General features: G+C 65.4%; 20 protein-coding genes. 3 read left to right on the top strand and 17 right to left on the bottom strand.

What is annotated here, in order from left to right:
• Window positions 1-126: 126 nt before the first annotated feature.
• The 17 genes from VGV07_RS05655 to lgt all read right to left on the bottom strand — a co-directional run bounded on the left by VGV07_RS05655 (window position 127) and on the right by lgt (window position 13,314).
• Entirely contained in the window at window positions 127-291 is a 165-nt protein-coding gene (locus VGV07_RS05655; protein ID WP_326867715.1) for a hypothetical protein, read from the bottom strand.
• A 522-nt stretch (window positions 292-813) separates the two neighbouring features.
• A complete protein-coding gene (locus VGV07_RS05650) occupies window positions 814-1,176 on the bottom strand; it encodes a hypothetical protein (protein WP_326867714.1) in 363 nt (120 codons plus the stop codon).
• A gap of 8 nt (window positions 1,177-1,184) precedes the next feature.
• Window positions 1,185-1,742 carry a MaoC family dehydratase gene (locus VGV07_RS05645; RefSeq protein WP_326867713.1) on the bottom strand — a complete coding sequence of 186 codons (558 nt, stop codon included), beginning with the start codon at window positions 1,740-1,742 and terminating at the stop codon, window positions 1,185-1,187.
• Window positions 1,739-2,263 (bottom strand): MaoC family dehydratase, encoded by a 525-nt coding sequence (locus tag VGV07_RS05640; RefSeq protein ID WP_326867712.1) that lies wholly within the window; start codon window positions 2,261-2,263, stop codon window positions 1,739-1,741. Before VGV07_RS05640 ends, VGV07_RS05645 begins: the two co-directional genes overlap by 4 nt.
• Window positions 2,264-2,489: 226 nt before the next feature.
• Window positions 2,490-2,912: a hypothetical protein gene (locus tag VGV07_RS05635; RefSeq protein WP_326867711.1), complete on the bottom strand. Its 423-nt coding sequence runs from the start codon at window positions 2,910-2,912 to the stop codon at window positions 2,490-2,492.
• Between the two features lie 88 nt (window positions 2,913-3,000).
• Window positions 3,001-4,098 carry a redox-regulated ATPase YchF gene (ychF, locus tag VGV07_RS05630; protein WP_326867710.1) on the bottom strand — a complete coding sequence of 366 codons (1,098 nt, stop codon included), beginning with the start codon at window positions 4,096-4,098 and terminating at the stop codon, window positions 3,001-3,003.
• A 198-nt stretch (window positions 4,099-4,296) separates the two neighbouring features.
• A complete protein-coding gene (gene pth, locus VGV07_RS05625) occupies window positions 4,297-5,031 on the bottom strand; it encodes an aminoacyl-tRNA hydrolase (RefSeq protein WP_326867709.1) in 735 nt (244 codons plus the stop codon).
• 58 nt (window positions 5,032-5,089) lie between these two features.
• Complete coding sequence (locus VGV07_RS05620) at window positions 5,090-5,731, bottom strand: 50S ribosomal protein L25/general stress protein Ctc (RefSeq protein WP_326867708.1); 642 nt, start codon at window positions 5,729-5,731, stop codon at window positions 5,090-5,092.
• 321 nt (window positions 5,732-6,052) lie between these two features.
• Window positions 6,053-7,318, bottom strand: a complete 1,266-nt coding sequence (locus tag VGV07_RS05615) for an RNA polymerase sigma factor (protein ID WP_326867707.1) — start codon at window positions 7,316-7,318, stop codon at window positions 6,053-6,055.
• Window position 7,319: 1 nt separating this feature from the next.
• Window positions 7,320-7,700, bottom strand: a complete 381-nt coding sequence (locus VGV07_RS05610; protein WP_326867706.1) for a YciI family protein — start codon at window positions 7,698-7,700, stop codon at window positions 7,320-7,322.
• An 8-nt stretch (window positions 7,701-7,708) separates the two neighbouring features.
• Complete coding sequence (locus VGV07_RS05605) at window positions 7,709-8,158, bottom strand: DUF1801 domain-containing protein (RefSeq protein WP_326867705.1); 450 nt, start codon at window positions 8,156-8,158, stop codon at window positions 7,709-7,711.
• 26 nt (window positions 8,159-8,184) lie between these two features.
• A complete protein-coding gene (locus tag VGV07_RS05600) occupies window positions 8,185-8,574 on the bottom strand; it encodes a VOC family protein (RefSeq protein WP_326867704.1) in 390 nt (129 codons plus the stop codon).
• A 136-nt stretch (window positions 8,575-8,710) separates the two neighbouring features.
• A complete protein-coding gene (locus tag VGV07_RS05595) occupies window positions 8,711-9,118 on the bottom strand; it encodes a YciI family protein (RefSeq protein ID WP_326867703.1) in 408 nt (135 codons plus the stop codon).
• 336 nt (window positions 9,119-9,454) lie between these two features.
• Complete coding sequence (locus tag VGV07_RS05590; protein ID WP_055880738.1) at window positions 9,455-10,390, bottom strand: ribose-phosphate pyrophosphokinase; 936 nt, start codon at window positions 10,388-10,390, stop codon at window positions 9,455-9,457.
• A gap of 266 nt (window positions 10,391-10,656) precedes the next feature.
• A complete protein-coding gene (pgeF, locus tag VGV07_RS05585; RefSeq protein WP_326867702.1) occupies window positions 10,657-11,427 on the bottom strand; it encodes a peptidoglycan editing factor PgeF in 771 nt (256 codons plus the stop codon).
• A 2-nt stretch (window positions 11,428-11,429) separates the two neighbouring features.
• A complete protein-coding gene (locus VGV07_RS05580; RefSeq protein ID WP_326867701.1) occupies window positions 11,430-12,509 on the bottom strand; it encodes a class I SAM-dependent methyltransferase in 1,080 nt (359 codons plus the stop codon).
• A complete protein-coding gene (lgt, locus tag VGV07_RS05575) occupies window positions 12,502-13,314 on the bottom strand; it encodes a prolipoprotein diacylglyceryl transferase (RefSeq protein WP_326867700.1) in 813 nt (270 codons plus the stop codon). The genes VGV07_RS05580 and lgt overlap by 8 nt, the downstream gene beginning before the upstream one ends.
• 124 nt (window positions 13,315-13,438) lie before the next feature.
• On the opposite strand from lgt, the gene VGV07_RS05570 reads away from it, so the two are divergent.
• The 3 genes from VGV07_RS05570 to VGV07_RS05560 all read left to right on the top strand — a co-directional run bounded on the left by VGV07_RS05570 (window position 13,439) and on the right by VGV07_RS05560 (window position 15,204).
• Window positions 13,439-13,678, top strand: coding sequence for an accessory factor UbiK family protein (locus VGV07_RS05570; protein WP_326867699.1), 240 nt, complete (start codon window positions 13,439-13,441; stop codon window positions 13,676-13,678).
• Window positions 13,675-14,388, top strand: a complete 714-nt coding sequence (locus VGV07_RS05565) for a metallophosphoesterase family protein (RefSeq protein ID WP_326867698.1) — start codon at window positions 13,675-13,677, stop codon at window positions 14,386-14,388. Before VGV07_RS05570 ends, VGV07_RS05565 begins: the two co-directional genes overlap by 4 nt.
• Window positions 14,389-14,481: 93 nt before the next feature.
• Window positions 14,482-15,204: a metallophosphoesterase family protein gene (locus VGV07_RS05560; RefSeq protein WP_326867697.1), complete on the top strand. Its 723-nt coding sequence runs from the start codon at window positions 14,482-14,484 to the stop codon at window positions 15,202-15,204.
• The last annotated feature ends 120 nt before the right edge of the window (window positions 15,205-15,324 follow it).

Genomic DNA, 15,324 nt, shown 5'->3' with positions numbered 1-15,324 from the left:
AAATCGTTGAATAGAAAACACCCGTGCCGGTAAGTGTTTGTTGGCGCTGAGGGCAGAGCCCGCCTGAACCAGCGCTCTTGTGGCTGGAATCGCCCCGGCAACACTGCCGGGGCGACGTATTTTTTTTCATCGATACTTCTGGCCGCCAGGCAGAGGCGGCAAAGTCAGCTTGCGCTGCTCGGGCATCGGCGCCGGCTTGCGGATCGGCTGGTAGGGGGTGGCGCCGGAGCGACCAGCCCAGCTCTGCTTGTTGACCGGGTTGGGGCGCTGGTAGGTCATGAACTTGGGCATAAGCAATCTCCTTGCCCGCCGTGGCGCAGTAACGCCGAGAGCGGACTCAAGTCGTGGCGCGGCGCGAAGCAATCTCGACGCCAGTCACGGTTAGCGATGAAGTGCGGATGGAGATTGGACGCCCGAGGCGCCGGACAGAGTCAGCCCGTCATCTGGAGCATTGCTGTGGTCGGCATCCGCGCATCAGCTGCCGCTCGCAAAGCGAGGGAAGCGATAGCTCGGGCGTCCGCAACAGTACTCAGATCATTTTCGGGCAATACTCCTCTGGGAAGGCGCGTTGTTTAGCGCCGAAGGCGGCGGAGGTCAAGATGGGGGGTGTGGTATCGGCACACCCGATCGTGCCGGGGACTGTCCACATCCACCGGATGTCATCCCTGCGAAAGCAGGGACCCAACTAACAGCTGGCGCCGGAGGTGAAGTGGGTCCCAGCTTTCGCTGGGATGACACCGAGCTTCAGGATAGGTCAGCGGGTCGCCGACAGCTCGGTGCTCGGAGGTACCCCAGCTCCGCGGCCGTCGTGCCTTACCCCCGCGGGGTGCAGGTCAGGACGTTCTTTTCCGCGGTGTAGAGTTGCAGCACGTCGCGGCCGGAATCGTCAAAGCCGAGGATAGCGCTGGTGATGCCGGCGCCGGCGAGGAGGTTGCCATCGAGGAAGGTGACGCCGTTCGAGGCCATCTCGACAGTCCCGCTGCCCGAGGCGGCGCTGCCGAAATTGGCGGAGGCGTAGCCGTAGGAACCGGCATAGATGGTCAGGAGTCCGGCGCGGGTGCCATCGATATTGGCGCGACAGCCCCAGTTGCCTTCGACGCCGACGCCGGTGAGCGACTGTGCGGCGGCCGGCGCGGCGACCAGCAGCAGGGCGGCAACAGCAAGGGTAAAGCGCATGGCGTGACTCAACTCCGTTGGGCCAGCAACTTCCCCAATCCGGGGATTTTGGTCAACGCCTCAAGCACCCGTAAGTGTGGCGGCATGCGGTAGTCGCGCAGTTTGGAGAAGCCGACCAGTTCGGCATGGTAGACCTTCTCGCCGCGCTGGTTCACCGCATCGAGGCTGTTGAACAACAGGCCCCAGCCTGGAATCGAGTTGGAGGGGCGCTTGCCGGTGACGGTGAGCGTATAGGTGACGGTGTCGCCGGGCCGCACCGGCGCCTTGAACTCCATTTTGTTGACGCCGGGGGAGGGGCCGGAAACGCCCGGCTCCTGGCCGAGGTCGCGCAGCCGCACTTCCTCGGCGTCGAGCGCATCGACCATCTTCCGGTGCCCCATCAGCACGGTGTGCCAGCCCGAGGCGATGACGCCGCCGAAATGGCTATGGGCGGCCGCCGCGGGATCGAGGTGGAAATATTGCGGATCGTATTCGCGGCCAAAGGCGAGGATTTCAGCCTCGCTGAAGGTGTGGCTGCCAAGCGGGAACGGCTCGTCGATGGTGATGTCCTCGAACCAGCGGGTCATGTCGCACCGCCCTGTTCGACGTCATAGGGCTGTTCGGGCTGCGCCTGCATCCCGGCTTCGGGCTCGCGGCACTCGACCAGGTTGGCGAGCCGCATGCTCATCACCGGCTGGCCCTTCTGGTTCTTCACGTCGAGATCGATGCTGACGATGCCCCAGTTTGGGTGGTGCCGGGAGCGGCGCAACTCGGCAATGGTGGCACTGGCCCAGATTGTGTCGCCCTTCATCACCGGCTTCTTCCATTTGAGATCGGAGAAGCCGAGTCCGCCGGCCGAAGCGATCTTCGAAAGGAAGCCATCGCCGAGCAGCCGCAGGGTCAGTGCCGCGGTCTGCCAGCCGGACGAGGCGAGGCCGCCGAGCAGAGAGCGTTTGGCTGCGGCTTCATCGAGATGGAAGGGCAGGGGATCGAACTCGCGGGCAAAGGCGAGGATCATCTCCCTGGTCACGAGGGTCGACCCGAGATTGATGGTCTCGCCGACGACGAGATCCTCGAAATGGCGGCGGTCGGCAGTGACGGCGTTCATAGCGGGTTGACGTATACGTCAACGGGGAGGTGGGAGGCAAGGTGGTGGGTGATGTGCGCGCTCAAGGCTCCGGGCGCGGCCTCGCCCACAGGATGTCATCCCTGCGAAAGCAGGGACCCATCTATCGGCTGGTGCGGGCTGTGAGTTGGGTCCCTGCTTTCGCAGGGATGACATCGGAGGTGGGGAAGCGCTGGTGCCTCAACGAACAGGCGCGCCCATCCTTAGATCAGGCCAAACCCCAGATGATCGCGATGCTACGCACGGTGCAGTAGAGGACGAAGCTCACCGCGAACAGGCCGAGCAGCCAGACCGGCAGGCGGCGAGTAGCGTCGCCGGCGATGATGCCGGTCCAGAGCAGGAGGCCCACCGTGCCGATGACCAGCGCGAAGATCACCACGAACCAGCCACCCAGGATATTGCCGATGGCGAGGATCACCGGGGTCAGGGCAGCCGCGATGGTGGGGCCGATGACCCACACGGCTTGCTTCTCTCGCCAGGCGAGGGCGGCAATGACGCCGAGCGCCAACAGCGCAAAGCCCACTGTCGGGATGACGCTGAAGGGGCTGACCGTGCCACCGGCGAGCGCCAACGGTCCGACGAGGTAGGACGACACCGTCGGCCACCAGGAGCCGAAGATCTGGTCGAGCATGATTTTGGCCCCGAGGCTATGAGTAAGGCGCTGAACTAACTACGATTTGTGGCGCATCGGGAAAGCCTCGCGACCGTCCCGATGCCACTCATGTATTGAACTTGAACAACATCACATCGCCGTCCTTGACGACATATTCCTTGCCTTCGTCGCGGGCCTTGCCGGCTTCCTTGGCGGGCACTTCACCGCCCAGCGTGACGAAATCCTCGTAGCCGATGGTCTGGGCGCGGATGAAGCCGCGCTCGAAATCGGTGTGGATGACGCCGGCCGCCTGCGGGGCACGGTCGCCCTTGTGGATAGTCCAGGCGCGGGTCTCCTTTGGCCCGACGGTGAAATAGGTTTGCAGGCCCAGGAGCTGGTAAGCCTCGCGGATCAGGCGGTTGAGGCCCGGCTCGTGCAGCCCGAGGCTCTCGAGATATTCGGCCTGCTCTTCATCGGGCAGTTGCGCCAGCTGGCTTTCGATCTCGGCGGAGATGACGATCACCGCGGCGTTGTGTTGCCGCGCGTACTCTTCGACCTGCTTGGTCATGGCGTTGCCGGAAGCGGCCGAAGCCTCGTCGACGTTGCAGACATAGAGCGCCGGCTTCGAGGTCAGCAGCTGCAGCTCGACGAAGGCCTTTTCTTCCTCGGCCGAGCGCTGCACCAGGCGCGCCGATTTGCCGTCGCGCAGCAGCACCAGGGCGCGGTCGATCAGGTCGAGCGTCGCCTTGGCTTCCTTGTCGCCGCCCTTGGCCTTTTTCTCGACGCCGGCGCGCCGCTTCTCGAGGCTTTCGAGATCGGCGAGCATCAACTCGGTCTCGACCACTTCGGCGTCAGCGAGCGGATCGACCTTGTTGGCGACGTGGATGATGTTGCCATCCTCGAAGCAGCGCAGCACGTAGGCGATAGCGTCGCATTCGCGGATATTGGCGAGGAACTGGTTGCCGAGGCCCTCGCCCTTCGACGCGCCTTTCACGAGGCCGGCGATATCGACAAAGCTCATCTTGGCCGGCAGGATCTGCGCCGACTTGCCGATGGCGGCGAGCTTATCGAGCCGCGCATCGGGCACCGCTACCTCGCCGGTATTCGGCTCGATGGTGCAGAACGGGAAGTTCGCCGCCTGAGCGTTGGCGGTGCGGGTCAGCGCATTGAAAAGCGTCGACTTGCCCACGTTGGGCAGGCCGACGATGCCCATCTTGAAACCCATGGGGAGATCTCCGGAAATCGTCGTTGGCGGCGCGAAGAAAGCCGCGCCAATCGTTGCGCTTCACATCGGTTGATCGAAGGCGGAAGTCAATTGCTTTGGTGTGAGATCGCGAGGCCGGTGCGGGCTGCCCCCCACCCTTGATCCCTCCCCGCAAGGGGGAGAGGACAGGGGTGGGGTCGGCAACCGCCAGCCCCTGCGTCAGTCCTTCTTGAACAGCTTCTTCAGCATGTCCGCCATCGGCCCGGTCTCGGGCACCTTGGCTTGCGGCTGCGTAGGCCGTGCCGCCCGGATGTGGCTTTGCGCCGGGGCCTTCTTCCGCGTCGGGTCGGCCGTCTCAGGCCGCTGGGCGCGGTCGGCGCCATCGCCCTGGACGGCGATGGCGAGCTTGTTCATCAGGCCGTTGTCGTCGCCCCTGACGATCATCGCGGCATTGTCGGCGATGGCATCGAGCAGGGGGAGCAGCCAGGCTTGTTGTTCGGCTTTGCTGAAGTCGCCCAGCACGTGCGGCATCACGAGGTCCTTGTGGCCCGGATGGCCGACGCCGAGGCGAACGCGACGGTAGCCCAAGCCGATCTGCGGATCGATGGAACGCAGCCCATTGTGGCCGCCATTGCCGCCGCCGACCTTCACCCGGGTCTTGCCGGGCGCGAGATCGATCTCGTCATAGAGCACGGAGACATCGGCGGGACCGAGCTTGTAGAAGGTGGTGACCTTCTGGACGCTGTCGCCGGAGGAATTCATGTAGGTCTGCGGCTTCAGCAGCAGCACCTTTTCGCCGTCGATCGCCCCTTCGGAGATCAGCCCCTGGAACTTCTCGCGGAACGCGGGAAAGTTGTGGCGGCGCGCAATGGAGTCGACCGCGAGGAAGCCGATATTGTGGCGATTGTTGCGGTATTTGTCCCCGGGATTGCCGAGGCCGACGATGAGATGCATCGGCTATCTTCCAGGCAGGGGAGGGTGGAAGCGGACCAGCGGCCCGCTTCCGGATAGATTATTCCTTGGCGGCGTCGGCAGCCGGAGCAGCAGCCTCGGCAGCGCCTTCACCGGCTTCTTCGGAGCGCAGGCCCGACGGAGCAACGATGGTGGCGATGGTAAGGTCAGCCTCGTGGCTGTGGTCGGACGCGCCGGCCGGCAGCTTGATCGACGAGATATGGACGCTGTCACCGACATCGAGACCGGTGAGATCGACGACGACCTCTTCGGGGATGTGGTCGGCATCGACGGTCAGGTCGAGCGTGTGGTGGACGATGTTCAGCACACCGCCGCGCTTGATGCCCGGCGAAGCGTCCTCGTTGATGAAATTCACGTGCACCTGGACATTGAGCTTGGTGCCCTTGCCGACGCGCAGGAAGTCGACGTGCAGCGCCTTGTCCTTGACGGGATCGAGCTGGTAGTCGCGTGGAATGACGCGGTGCTTCTCGCCATCAACATCGACAGTGATGATGTGGGAGAGAAAACCACCGGCGTAGATCGACTTCATCGCCTCGTTGTACGAGATCGAGATCGGCAGGGGAGCCTTCTTGTCACCATAGATGACGGCAGGGATGAGCCCCTCACGACGCAGTGCACGAGCGGCCCCCTTGCCCACCCCGCTCCGCGCCTGAGCCTTGAGCTCTTTAGCAGCAGTAGCCATTGAATGATCCATTCATGGGTTGGTGTGAACTCTGACATATCAAAGCTCACGCACCCGTCCTCCAGGGGTGACGGGCGCTTCATGGGCGGTGGCTATAGTGGAAGAAGCCCCGGCGGGCAAGGGGCACGGGAGTTGTGGTGATCGCCTTCTCCCCTTGTGGGAGAAGGTGCCCGAAGGGCGGATGAGGGGTATCTCTCCGCGTACCCCGATCGCTCCTCGCTACGCTCGGATCGCGCTACACTTCGCTGCGCGCCACCCCTCATCCGGCCTTCGGCCACCTTCTCCCACAAGGGGAGAAGGCCCGACTGAGAGACGGAGCTGTTACCCGTCCACCAGCGTCGCGATCTGGCTGCGCAGATAGTGCCGTACCGCGGCGTCGGTGGCGAGGCCGCTGGCGACGGTGAGGGCTTCGTGCGCTTCGGACTTGCGGCCGGCCCGCGCCAGCAGGTGGCCGCGGGCTGCCCAGTAGGGTTGGTAGTCGGCCATGCGGCGGTCGGCTTCGAGCGGTGCGATGGCGGCGAGCGCCGCGTCCGGCCCCTCGAGCTCGGCCAAGGCCATGGCGCGGTTGAGCGCCACCACCGGCGAGGCGCTGAGCACCAGCAGGTGATCATAGAGCGCAAGGATGGCCGGCCAGGTATTGGCGCCGAGCGTGCGGCGAGCGACGTGGGCCGACTGGATCGCCGCCTCGAGCTGGTAGCGTCCGGAGGGGCCGGCGGCGTTGGCGGCTTTCAGCAAGGCTTCGGCGAGGCCGATCTGCGAGTCGTCCCAGAGGCTTGTCTCCTGCTGTTCGAGCGGCACATACGCGCCATCGGGCGCGCGGCGGGCGGCGCGGCGCGCTTCGGTGTAGAGCATCAGCGCCAGCATGCCCTTGGCCTCGGGCTCGTCGGGCAGGAGGCCGACGACGAGGCGGCCGAGCCAGATGGCTTCCTCGGCCAGTTCGATCGAGGCGGCATCGCCGATCTCGGCCCAGCCTTTGGTATAAGCGGCGTAGCTCGCCTCGAGCACCGCATCGAGCCGCTCGGGTAGCAGTTCCTTGTCCGGAATGCCGAACGGAATGCCGGCATCCCTGATGCGGGCCTTGGCGCGCACGAGGCGCTGCCCCATGGTCGCCGGCGGGATCAGGAAAGCCGCGGCGATATCGATGGCGGTGAGCCCGAGAATGGTCTGCAGGATCAGCGGCGCGCGCATGCCGCGCTCGATTGCCGGGTGGGCGCAGGCGAACATCAGCGCCAGGCGCCGGTCGGGGATTTCATCGGGGGCAACGGCTGCGGCTTCGATCTCGTCGGCGATCATTTTCAGATGCTCCTCGCCGGCCTGCCGCGTGGTGCGGCGGCGCAGCACGTCGGTCTGCCGCCGGCGGGCGACCGTCAGCAGCCAGGCATCGGGATTGTGCGGCACGCCCTCGTTCGGCCAGGTGTGGAGCGCCGCGGCAAAAGCCTCGGCCAGCGCATCCTCGGCGCCGGCGACATCGCGGGTGCGGGCGGCGAGGAAGGCAACGAGGCGGCCATAGCTTTCGCGCGCCACCCGCTCGGCGACGCCGGAGGCGCGCTGGGCGGCGCGGGCGGCCTCGTTGCCCTCATGCCGCATGTCAGCCGTCCTTGTGCCGGAGGCTCAGGTCAGGCCGCGGGTAGTTCTCGGCCAGGGGGCGGATCTCGATCGAACCATACCGCGAACTTGGGCAGCGCTTGGCCCAGGCGATGGCCTCGTCGAGGTTGTCGACCTCGATGAGGAAGTAGCCGGCGAGTTGCTCCCTGGTGTCGGCATAGGGGCCGTCGAGCACCTCGGTCCGGCCGTCGCCGAAGCGCACGGTGGTCGCCGCCGAGGCCGGCTGCAGGCGTTCGCCTGCCGCCATGCCGCCGCCGGCCTTGGCCAGCGCCTCGTTGAAGGCGGCGTAGTCGGCCCAGAGCTCCTTCTGCGGAGCATTGGCGAGGGCGACTTCGTCGTGGTGGATCAGCATCATGTAGCGCATGGCGGGTCTCAACTGGCAGCCTGCTTGACGAGGGCGGAGATCCGCTTCTCGTCTTCGGCGGTGAGTTTCACCAGCGCGTAGCTGGTGGGCCACATGTTGCCGTCATCGAGCTTGGCGGCCTCGTTGAAGCCGAAAGTGGCGTAGCGCGCCTTGAACTTGGCGGCATCCTGGAAGAAGCAGACGTTCTTGCCGTCCTTGTAGTAGGCCGGCATGCCGTACCAGAGCTTGGGCATGAGGTGGGGCGCCGCAGCCTTGACAATGGCGTGGAAGCGCTCGCCCATGGCTCGATCGGAAGCCGGCATCGAGGCGATCTTTTCGAGCACGGCCTGCTCGTCCTCGGCGGCGCTGGCGTTGCGCTTCAGCTCCCTGGCGCGCTCCTTCATCGCTGCCTTTTCTTCGGCGCTGAAGCTATCGGCGGCAGCGTCGGTGCGCTTCACGGTTTTCTTCGCGGTGGCCATTTTCGGTTCTCCTTTTGCTCTCGCGCTTACCAGTTCAGCTGCACGAACTGAATGATGTTGCCGCAGGTATCGTTCACCTGCGCGATGATCGAGGCGGTGACGTCGGTCGGCGGCATGATGAACGCGCCCCCATTGGCTTTGACGCGTTCGTAGTCGGCCTTCACGTCCTTGGTATGGAGGAGCAGTGCCGGCTGGCCCTCGGCGAACATCGCCTCCTGGTAAGCCCTGGCGGCCGGGTTGGTGTTGAGCTCGAGCTGCAGCTCGGTGCCATCCTGATCGTCGGGCGAGGTGACGGTCAGCCAGCGATAACCGTGGTTGCCGAAATCGGCCTTCTTCTGGAGGCCCAGCACCTCGGTATAGAATTTCAGCGCCTTGTCGTGCTCGTCGACATACACCTTGGTCAGCTTGATCTGCATCGGTCTTTCCTCTGGCATTGGGCTGGCGGCGGTGCCGCGTCAGCGTCAGGACACCGTGCCCTGATGCGACAATGACGGGGGTGCGCAGAGCATTTCGACTCCGGCCCGAAAAAACTTCAGAAAAACTTTCGGCAGCTCAGAAACCCGAAATCAGGGCGCGGACTTCCACCGGCCCCCATTGCGCCGCCGGGCACTGTCTTGCCCAGGCGAGCGCCTCGTCCATGTCGGCTGCCTCGATGATGTAGAAGCCGCCGAACTGCTCGCGGGTCTCGGCATAGGGGCCGTCATGCACTTTGAGCTCGCCGGCATCGTTGACGAAGCTGGCGCCACCCTTGCCATCTTCGCGATAGCTGGCGTCGCCGCCTTCCATGCGCAGGGTCTTCGCGTCATGGGTGCGGGCTAGGGGAGCGGTCATGACGAAAGCGCCGGCCTTGGTCAGCGCCTCCTCATAGGCATAGAGCGTCTCCATCGCCTTCTGCATCTGGTCGGGCGGGATCTGGGCTCCGGCCTTCTCGTCGGCATAGAGCATCAGCATGTAGCGCATCGGGATCTCCTCTCGTGGGGCACGATAGCCCCTCAGGGCAATGTCGGGCGAGGGGAGGCGATTTCGACAGGGTGGTGATGAGGATTTTGGGTGGCTCACCTATCCACCGGTCGTCATCCCGGCGCACGCCGGGACCCACTGCTCGGACCGTTGGTGCAACGCGAACCTCGCCGGTCCATCACGGCAAGGTCGGCGAGATTGCGCGCTTGGATTGGGCGGAGCACTGGGTCCCGACTTTCGTCGGGATGACGGCCGGTGGTGGTATGCGATGGGTGGGTAGGTAGGGTGACGGCCGGCGGGTGGGGTGTGACCGGCAGGCCTCCCCGCGCGGCCACCTCAGTCCAGCAAACTCGAAACGCTCTGTTCGCTCGCTGTGCGGGCGATGGCTTCGCCCATCAGCGGGGCGATCGAGATGATGCGGATGTTCTTGGCGGCCTTGGCGGCATCGGTGGCGATGATCGAGTCGGTGATCACCAGTTCCTTCAGCTTCGATGCCGCGATGCGCTCGGCCGCACCCTCGGAGAGCACGCCGTGGGTAATGTAGGCCGAGACTTCGGTGGCGCCGGCCTTGAGCAGGGCTTCGGCGGCGTTGACCAGGGTGCCGCCGGAATCGACGATGTCGTCGATCAGGATGCAGGCATGGCCGGAAACATCGCCGATGATGTTCATCACTTCGGAGACGCCGGCCTTGGGGCGGCGCTTATCGACGATGGCGAGGTCGGCGCCGATGCGCTGCGCCGTAGCGCGGGCCCGGGCCACGCCGCCAACGTCGGGCGAGACGATCATCACGTTCCCGTTGGGCGAGTAGTGCTCCTGGATGTCGCGAACCATCACCGGCGCGCCATAGAGGTTGTCGGTCGGGATATCGAAGAAGCCCTGGATCTGCGCGGCGTGAAGATCCAGCGTCACCACGCGGTTGACGCCGGCCTCGGTGATCAGGTTGGCCACCAGCTTGGCGGATATCGGGGTGCGCGAGGCGGACTTACGATCCTGCCGGGCATAGCCGAAATAGGGGATCACGGCGGTGATGCGACGGGCCGAGGAGCGGCGCAGCGCATCCGACAGGATCAGCAGCTCCATCAGGTTGTCGTTGGCCGGATAGGAGGTTGACTGCAGGATGAAGACATCCTCGCCGCGAACGTTCTCGTGGATCTCGACGAAGATTTCTTTGTCGTTGAAGCGCTTGACCGTGCAGTCGGTCAGCGGGACTTCGAGGTAGCTCGCGACGGCTTCGGCAAGCGCGCGGTTGGAATTGCCGGTGACAAGTTTCACGAGCGCGCTCCGCTATCGGGCCGGTCCGGGGAGTTGCCGGCTCCTGATGGGCGGGTCTTTAGCTTGGGGCGCGACAAGGCGCAATGCGCCTTGTGACGGAGTGATGAAGGAATCTGGGCGGTGGAGCGATATCGCAACTGCCCCTCACCCGGCGCTGCGCGCCACCCTCTCCCTCAAGGGGAGAGGGGAGTTGGGGCGAGATCGTGCCATCTCATCCCTCTCCCCTTGAGGGAGAGGGTGCCCGAAGGGCGGGTGAGGGGCAGTCGCTACAACCCACCCATCCCGATCACGCTCAACTGCCGACCGGTGGTGATTGCCTTATGCGTCGCATAGCGGTGCGAGAAATACTTCTTGGGTTCGGCATAGGTGCAGATGCCGAGGTCGTCGACGAGGCCGACGCCGGCGGCGATCAGGTGGTCGAAGACGAAGCCGGGCAGGTCGAAGTGCTCGCGCCCGCCATTCGGCCTGGTGATGCGGTTTTCGGCGTCGCGGTGATCGCGGATCAGATCGGCGGCGAACTCGGGGCCGACTTCATAGTTGGGACCGGAAATGGTCGGGCCGACGGCGGCGACGATGCGGTCGGGGCGGGCGCCGAGATCGACCATGGCGGAGACCGTCGCCTCGGCGATACCGCCGGTGGCGCCCTTCCAGCCGGCATGGGCCGCGCCGATGACCCCGGCTTCCGGGTCGGCGAACAGAATCGGGGTGCAGTCGGCGGTGAGGATCCCGAGCGCGAGGCCGTGGACGCGGGTGACGAAGGCGTCGGCCTCGGGGATATCGTCGGGGTTGGGCTGGCGGGTGACTTCCAGCACGGTGACCGAGTGCACCTGCTTCAACGTCACCAGCTGATTCAAAGAAAAGCCAAGGATACCAGCGATCTGGGCGCGGTTCTCCATCACATGATTCAGCCTGTCGCCGGCTGAAAGCGAGGCGTTGAGCGAGGAGAACTCGCCGGTCGAGACGCCGCCGCGCCGGCCGAAGAAGCCGTGCCGGATGCCGGGAATGCGCTCGAGGGCGCGGCTGGTTTCGAAAGGCATGCTCATTTCGGGAAACCGATCGGCTCGATGTTGCCGGAATGGGCGCAGAACACCTTGAACAGGGTGCCCATCTCGGTGCTGTCGACGAGGCGCTTCAGCGCCGCGGCAATGGTGTCGATCTGGCCCGGATTGGCCTTGGCCAGCTGCGTGGCGCGCTCGACAATGCCGAGCCCGCCAAGGAAATCGCGCTGGGTCGAGAGCTTTTCGACAGTAAGCCCGAGTTCCGTAGCAACCTTGCCGAGGCCGCCGAAATCGACATGCGCGCTCAGGTCGATCTCGCCCGGGGCATCGAGCGGATCGGCATAGGCGTGGTTGCGCACCGCCTGCAGTGTCTCGCCGGTCTGGGTGACGGCATAGCCATAGTCGATGGCGAGCAGCGCCCCCTGATGCGCGGCGATACGGCGGCCGAGCTTTTCCATGATCTCGGCCGCAGCGAGGCTGACCTCGTAGATTTCGCCGGGTTCGGCGTTTGCGAGTTCGATCGGCATGGCTGCAGCGGGGATCGGGGTGGGGTTGAGGCCGAAGGCGCGCTTGCCGTCGCGCAGGCCGATCTGGCGCTCGTGCCAGCCATCGGTCGCCTTGACGAACTGGCGGATCGGCAGGGCATCGAAGAACTCGTTGGCGACGACGAACAGCGGATCGTCGGCGACGGCGTCGACCTCGCTGGCCCAGTAGGGGTTGTATTGCTTCAGCCGCTCGGCCTGCTGTGCCTTGAGCGCCGGGTTGGTTTCGAACAGCTGCAAGTGGCAGGCATCGAGGAAGCCTTCGGCCTTGGCCGCGACCCGCAGCGCATCCTGCATCAGCGTGCCGCGGCCCGGCCCCAGCTCAAGCAGGGTGAAGCTCTTGGGCTGATCGAGCTGCTGCCACAGGTTGACGATGAAGAAGCCGACCAGTTCGCCGAACATCTGACTGATCTCGGGGGCCGTGACAAAATCGCCCTTGGCGCCGAGGGGATCAGTGCCGGTGTAATAGCCCGAGCGCGGGTGGGTGAGCGCGAGTGCCATATAGGTGGCGAGCGACATCGGGCCGGTCTGGCTCAACTGCATATCGATGATATCGCCGAGGGAACGCGTCTCAGCCACGGGCAGGCCTCATGGCGTAAACGACGAGCCCGATGCCGGCGAGGAGGATGGGCAGGCTCAGCACCATGCCCATGGTGAGCCAGCCGCCATAGAGATAGCCGAGTTGCGCGTCGGGCAGGCGGAAGAACTCGACGAAGATGCGACTGAGCGCATAGCCGATGCCGAAAATGCCGGCGACGAGGCCGGGCTTCCTGAGCGCGCCGAGGTGATTGGTGGCGATGCGGATGACGATGAACAGCAGCACGCCTTCGAGCAGCGCCTCGTAGAGCTGGGAGGGGTGGCGCGGCAACTGCTCGGGATCGGTTGGGAACACCACGGCCCAGGGCAGTGTGGTGGGGGCGCCGTAAAGCTCGGCATTGATGAAGTTGGCGACGCGGCCGAGGAACAGCCCGATGGTGCCGATGGCGCCGAGCAGATCCATGCCGGACAGGATATTGCCGCCCTTCGAGCGGACGAACAGCGCCATGGCCAGCATGATGCCGGCAAGCCCGCCGTGGAAACTCATGCCGCCATCCCACAAGGCGATGATCTCGCCGGGGTTCTGGGCGTAATAGCCGAGGTTGTAGAACAGCACGTAGCCGATGCGGCCGCCGATGATGATGCCGACCACCGCCCAGAAGGCGAAATCCCAGATTGCCGAGGGCTCGAACGGCGGCCGGTTGTCCTTCCACAGGCCATGGCGGCGCAACAGCGTCGTGGCATAGGCCGCGCCGCCGAGCACGCCGATCAGGTAGGCCAGCGCATACCAGCGGACGACGACCGGCCCGATGGCGAAGGCGATGGGATCGATATTGGGGAAGGGCAAGCGGGCAGCTCCGGTAGGCGCTCGATGGCGCGAGGCTGAGACCTTTTAGCCCTAGCCAAGCTCTGGTCAAGGCGCGGGCGGCAGCCTAGATATCGAGCATGAACCGTCAAGGCGAGGATACGTGATGACCCAGGGTGGCAAGATATTCGACGAGCTGGGCAAGCTGATGAACAACGCTGCCGGCGTCGCCGACGGGGTGCGCCGCGAGATCGAGACGGCGGTGAAATCGCAGCTCGAACGGCTCGTCGCCGACATGGACCTAGTGAAGCGCGAGGACTATGACGCGCTGCGCGAGCTAGTGCAGGCACAGAGCGCCGAGATCAAGGAACTCAAGGCGGCAGTCGAGAGTCTCAAGGCCAAGTGAGGATCGCGGTTCTTTCCGATGTGCACGGCAACCTCGAAGCGCTGGATGCCGTGCTGGACGATATTGCGCGCCAAGGCGTCGAGCAGACGGTGGCGCTGGGCGATTTCCTGAGCGGGCCGAGCGACCCGCTGGGGGTGGCGGACCGGTTCATCGAACTGGGGCTGCCGTCGGTGCGTGGCAACCACGACCGCTACATCACCGATGGGCGCGACAAGGACTGGCACATCGATGCGCTGGTGCGCGGCTTGCTCGATGCGCGCCAGCGGCAATGGCTCGCTTCGGTGCCGGCAACGTTGCTGCTCGAAGGGGATGTGTTCCTCTGTCACGGCACGCCGCGCGACGACAATACCTCGTTCATGGACACCATGGTGGGCACCACCCCCACCATGCATCCGCGCGACTATATCGAAGCGGAGGCGGCAGGGTTCGACCACGAGGTGCTGCTGTGCGGCCATACGCATGTGCCGCGCAGCCTGAGGCTGGCGGACGGGCGGCTGGTGGTGAACCCCGGCAGCGTCGGGCTGCCGATGGAGATCGGCTCACCCGACGCACGCTACGCCATCATCGAAAAGCGCCGGGCCGGGTGGAATACCGAGTTGCGCGCGGTTGCCTATGACCATGCCGCTGCGGCAAAGCAGGCGCTGGACAAGGGTTATCCATACTGGGCTGAAGCGCTTACCTGGGGATGGGCCAGCCCCAAGGGGCTGTAAGGGTGGGCTGAAGCGCTGGCCTGGGGCTGGCGAGCCCGAAGAGGCTGTAGCAGTCGACTTTTCGTCGCCGCATTTGCTGGGAACGGTGCAGGCATGAGAATCGCGGTCATCTCCGATGTGCATGGCAACCGGCTGGCCCTCGAGGCGGTGGAAGCCAGCATCGCCATGGTCGGGGTCGACGCCACCATCAACCTGGGCGATCTGTTCGCCGGGCCGCTCGATCCCTCGGGCACGGCCGACCTGTTGATCGAGCGCAACTATCCGACCGTTCGGGGCAACCACGACCGCTATATCGCCGACGGCCTGCCGCCGTCGACAGCCCCGGTCGACAAGTTCGTCAGCGAGCGGCTGCGGCCGGTGCATCTCGACTATCTCAGGAGCCTGCCGGCCACGCGCGACATCGAGGGCGAGGTGTTCCTCTGCCACGGCACGCCAACCAGCGATGAAGAGCCCTGGCTCGACGGCTGGTGGACCGACCGCACCGTGACCATGCCGGGCGAGGCGAGCGTGACGAAGCAGGCTGAGGGGCTGGATTTCCCGGTGCTGCTCTGCGGGCACACCCATGTGTCGCGCATCGTGCGGCTGAGGGATGGGCGCCTGGTGGTCAACCCGGGCTCGGTCGGGCTGCAGTTCAACTATGGGGCGCCGGACGCACGCTATGCGGTGCTCGAGCGGCATGGCGGGCAATGGTCGGCCAGCATCCGCGCCGTGCCCTATGATTTCGAGGCGGCGGCCCAACAGGTGATCGCCAACGGGTTCCCGCAATGGGCGGAAGCGATCCGGACGGGTTGGGCCAGCGCGATCGGGTTGTTCTGAGGCTGGGCCTTTCTTCACCTCTCCCTTGGGGGAGAGGTCGGCCCGCAGGGCCGGGTGAGGGGGCCTTTTCAACCACCGGCGCAGGCTGCAAGGCCCCCACACCCCGACCCTCTCCCCCAA

It is taken from the genome of Devosia sp., assembly GCF_035944845.1.
Taxonomy (GTDB): domain Bacteria; phylum Pseudomonadota; class Alphaproteobacteria; order Rhizobiales; family Devosiaceae; genus Devosia_A.
This window is presented reverse-complemented; position numbering and strand designations above follow the sequence as displayed.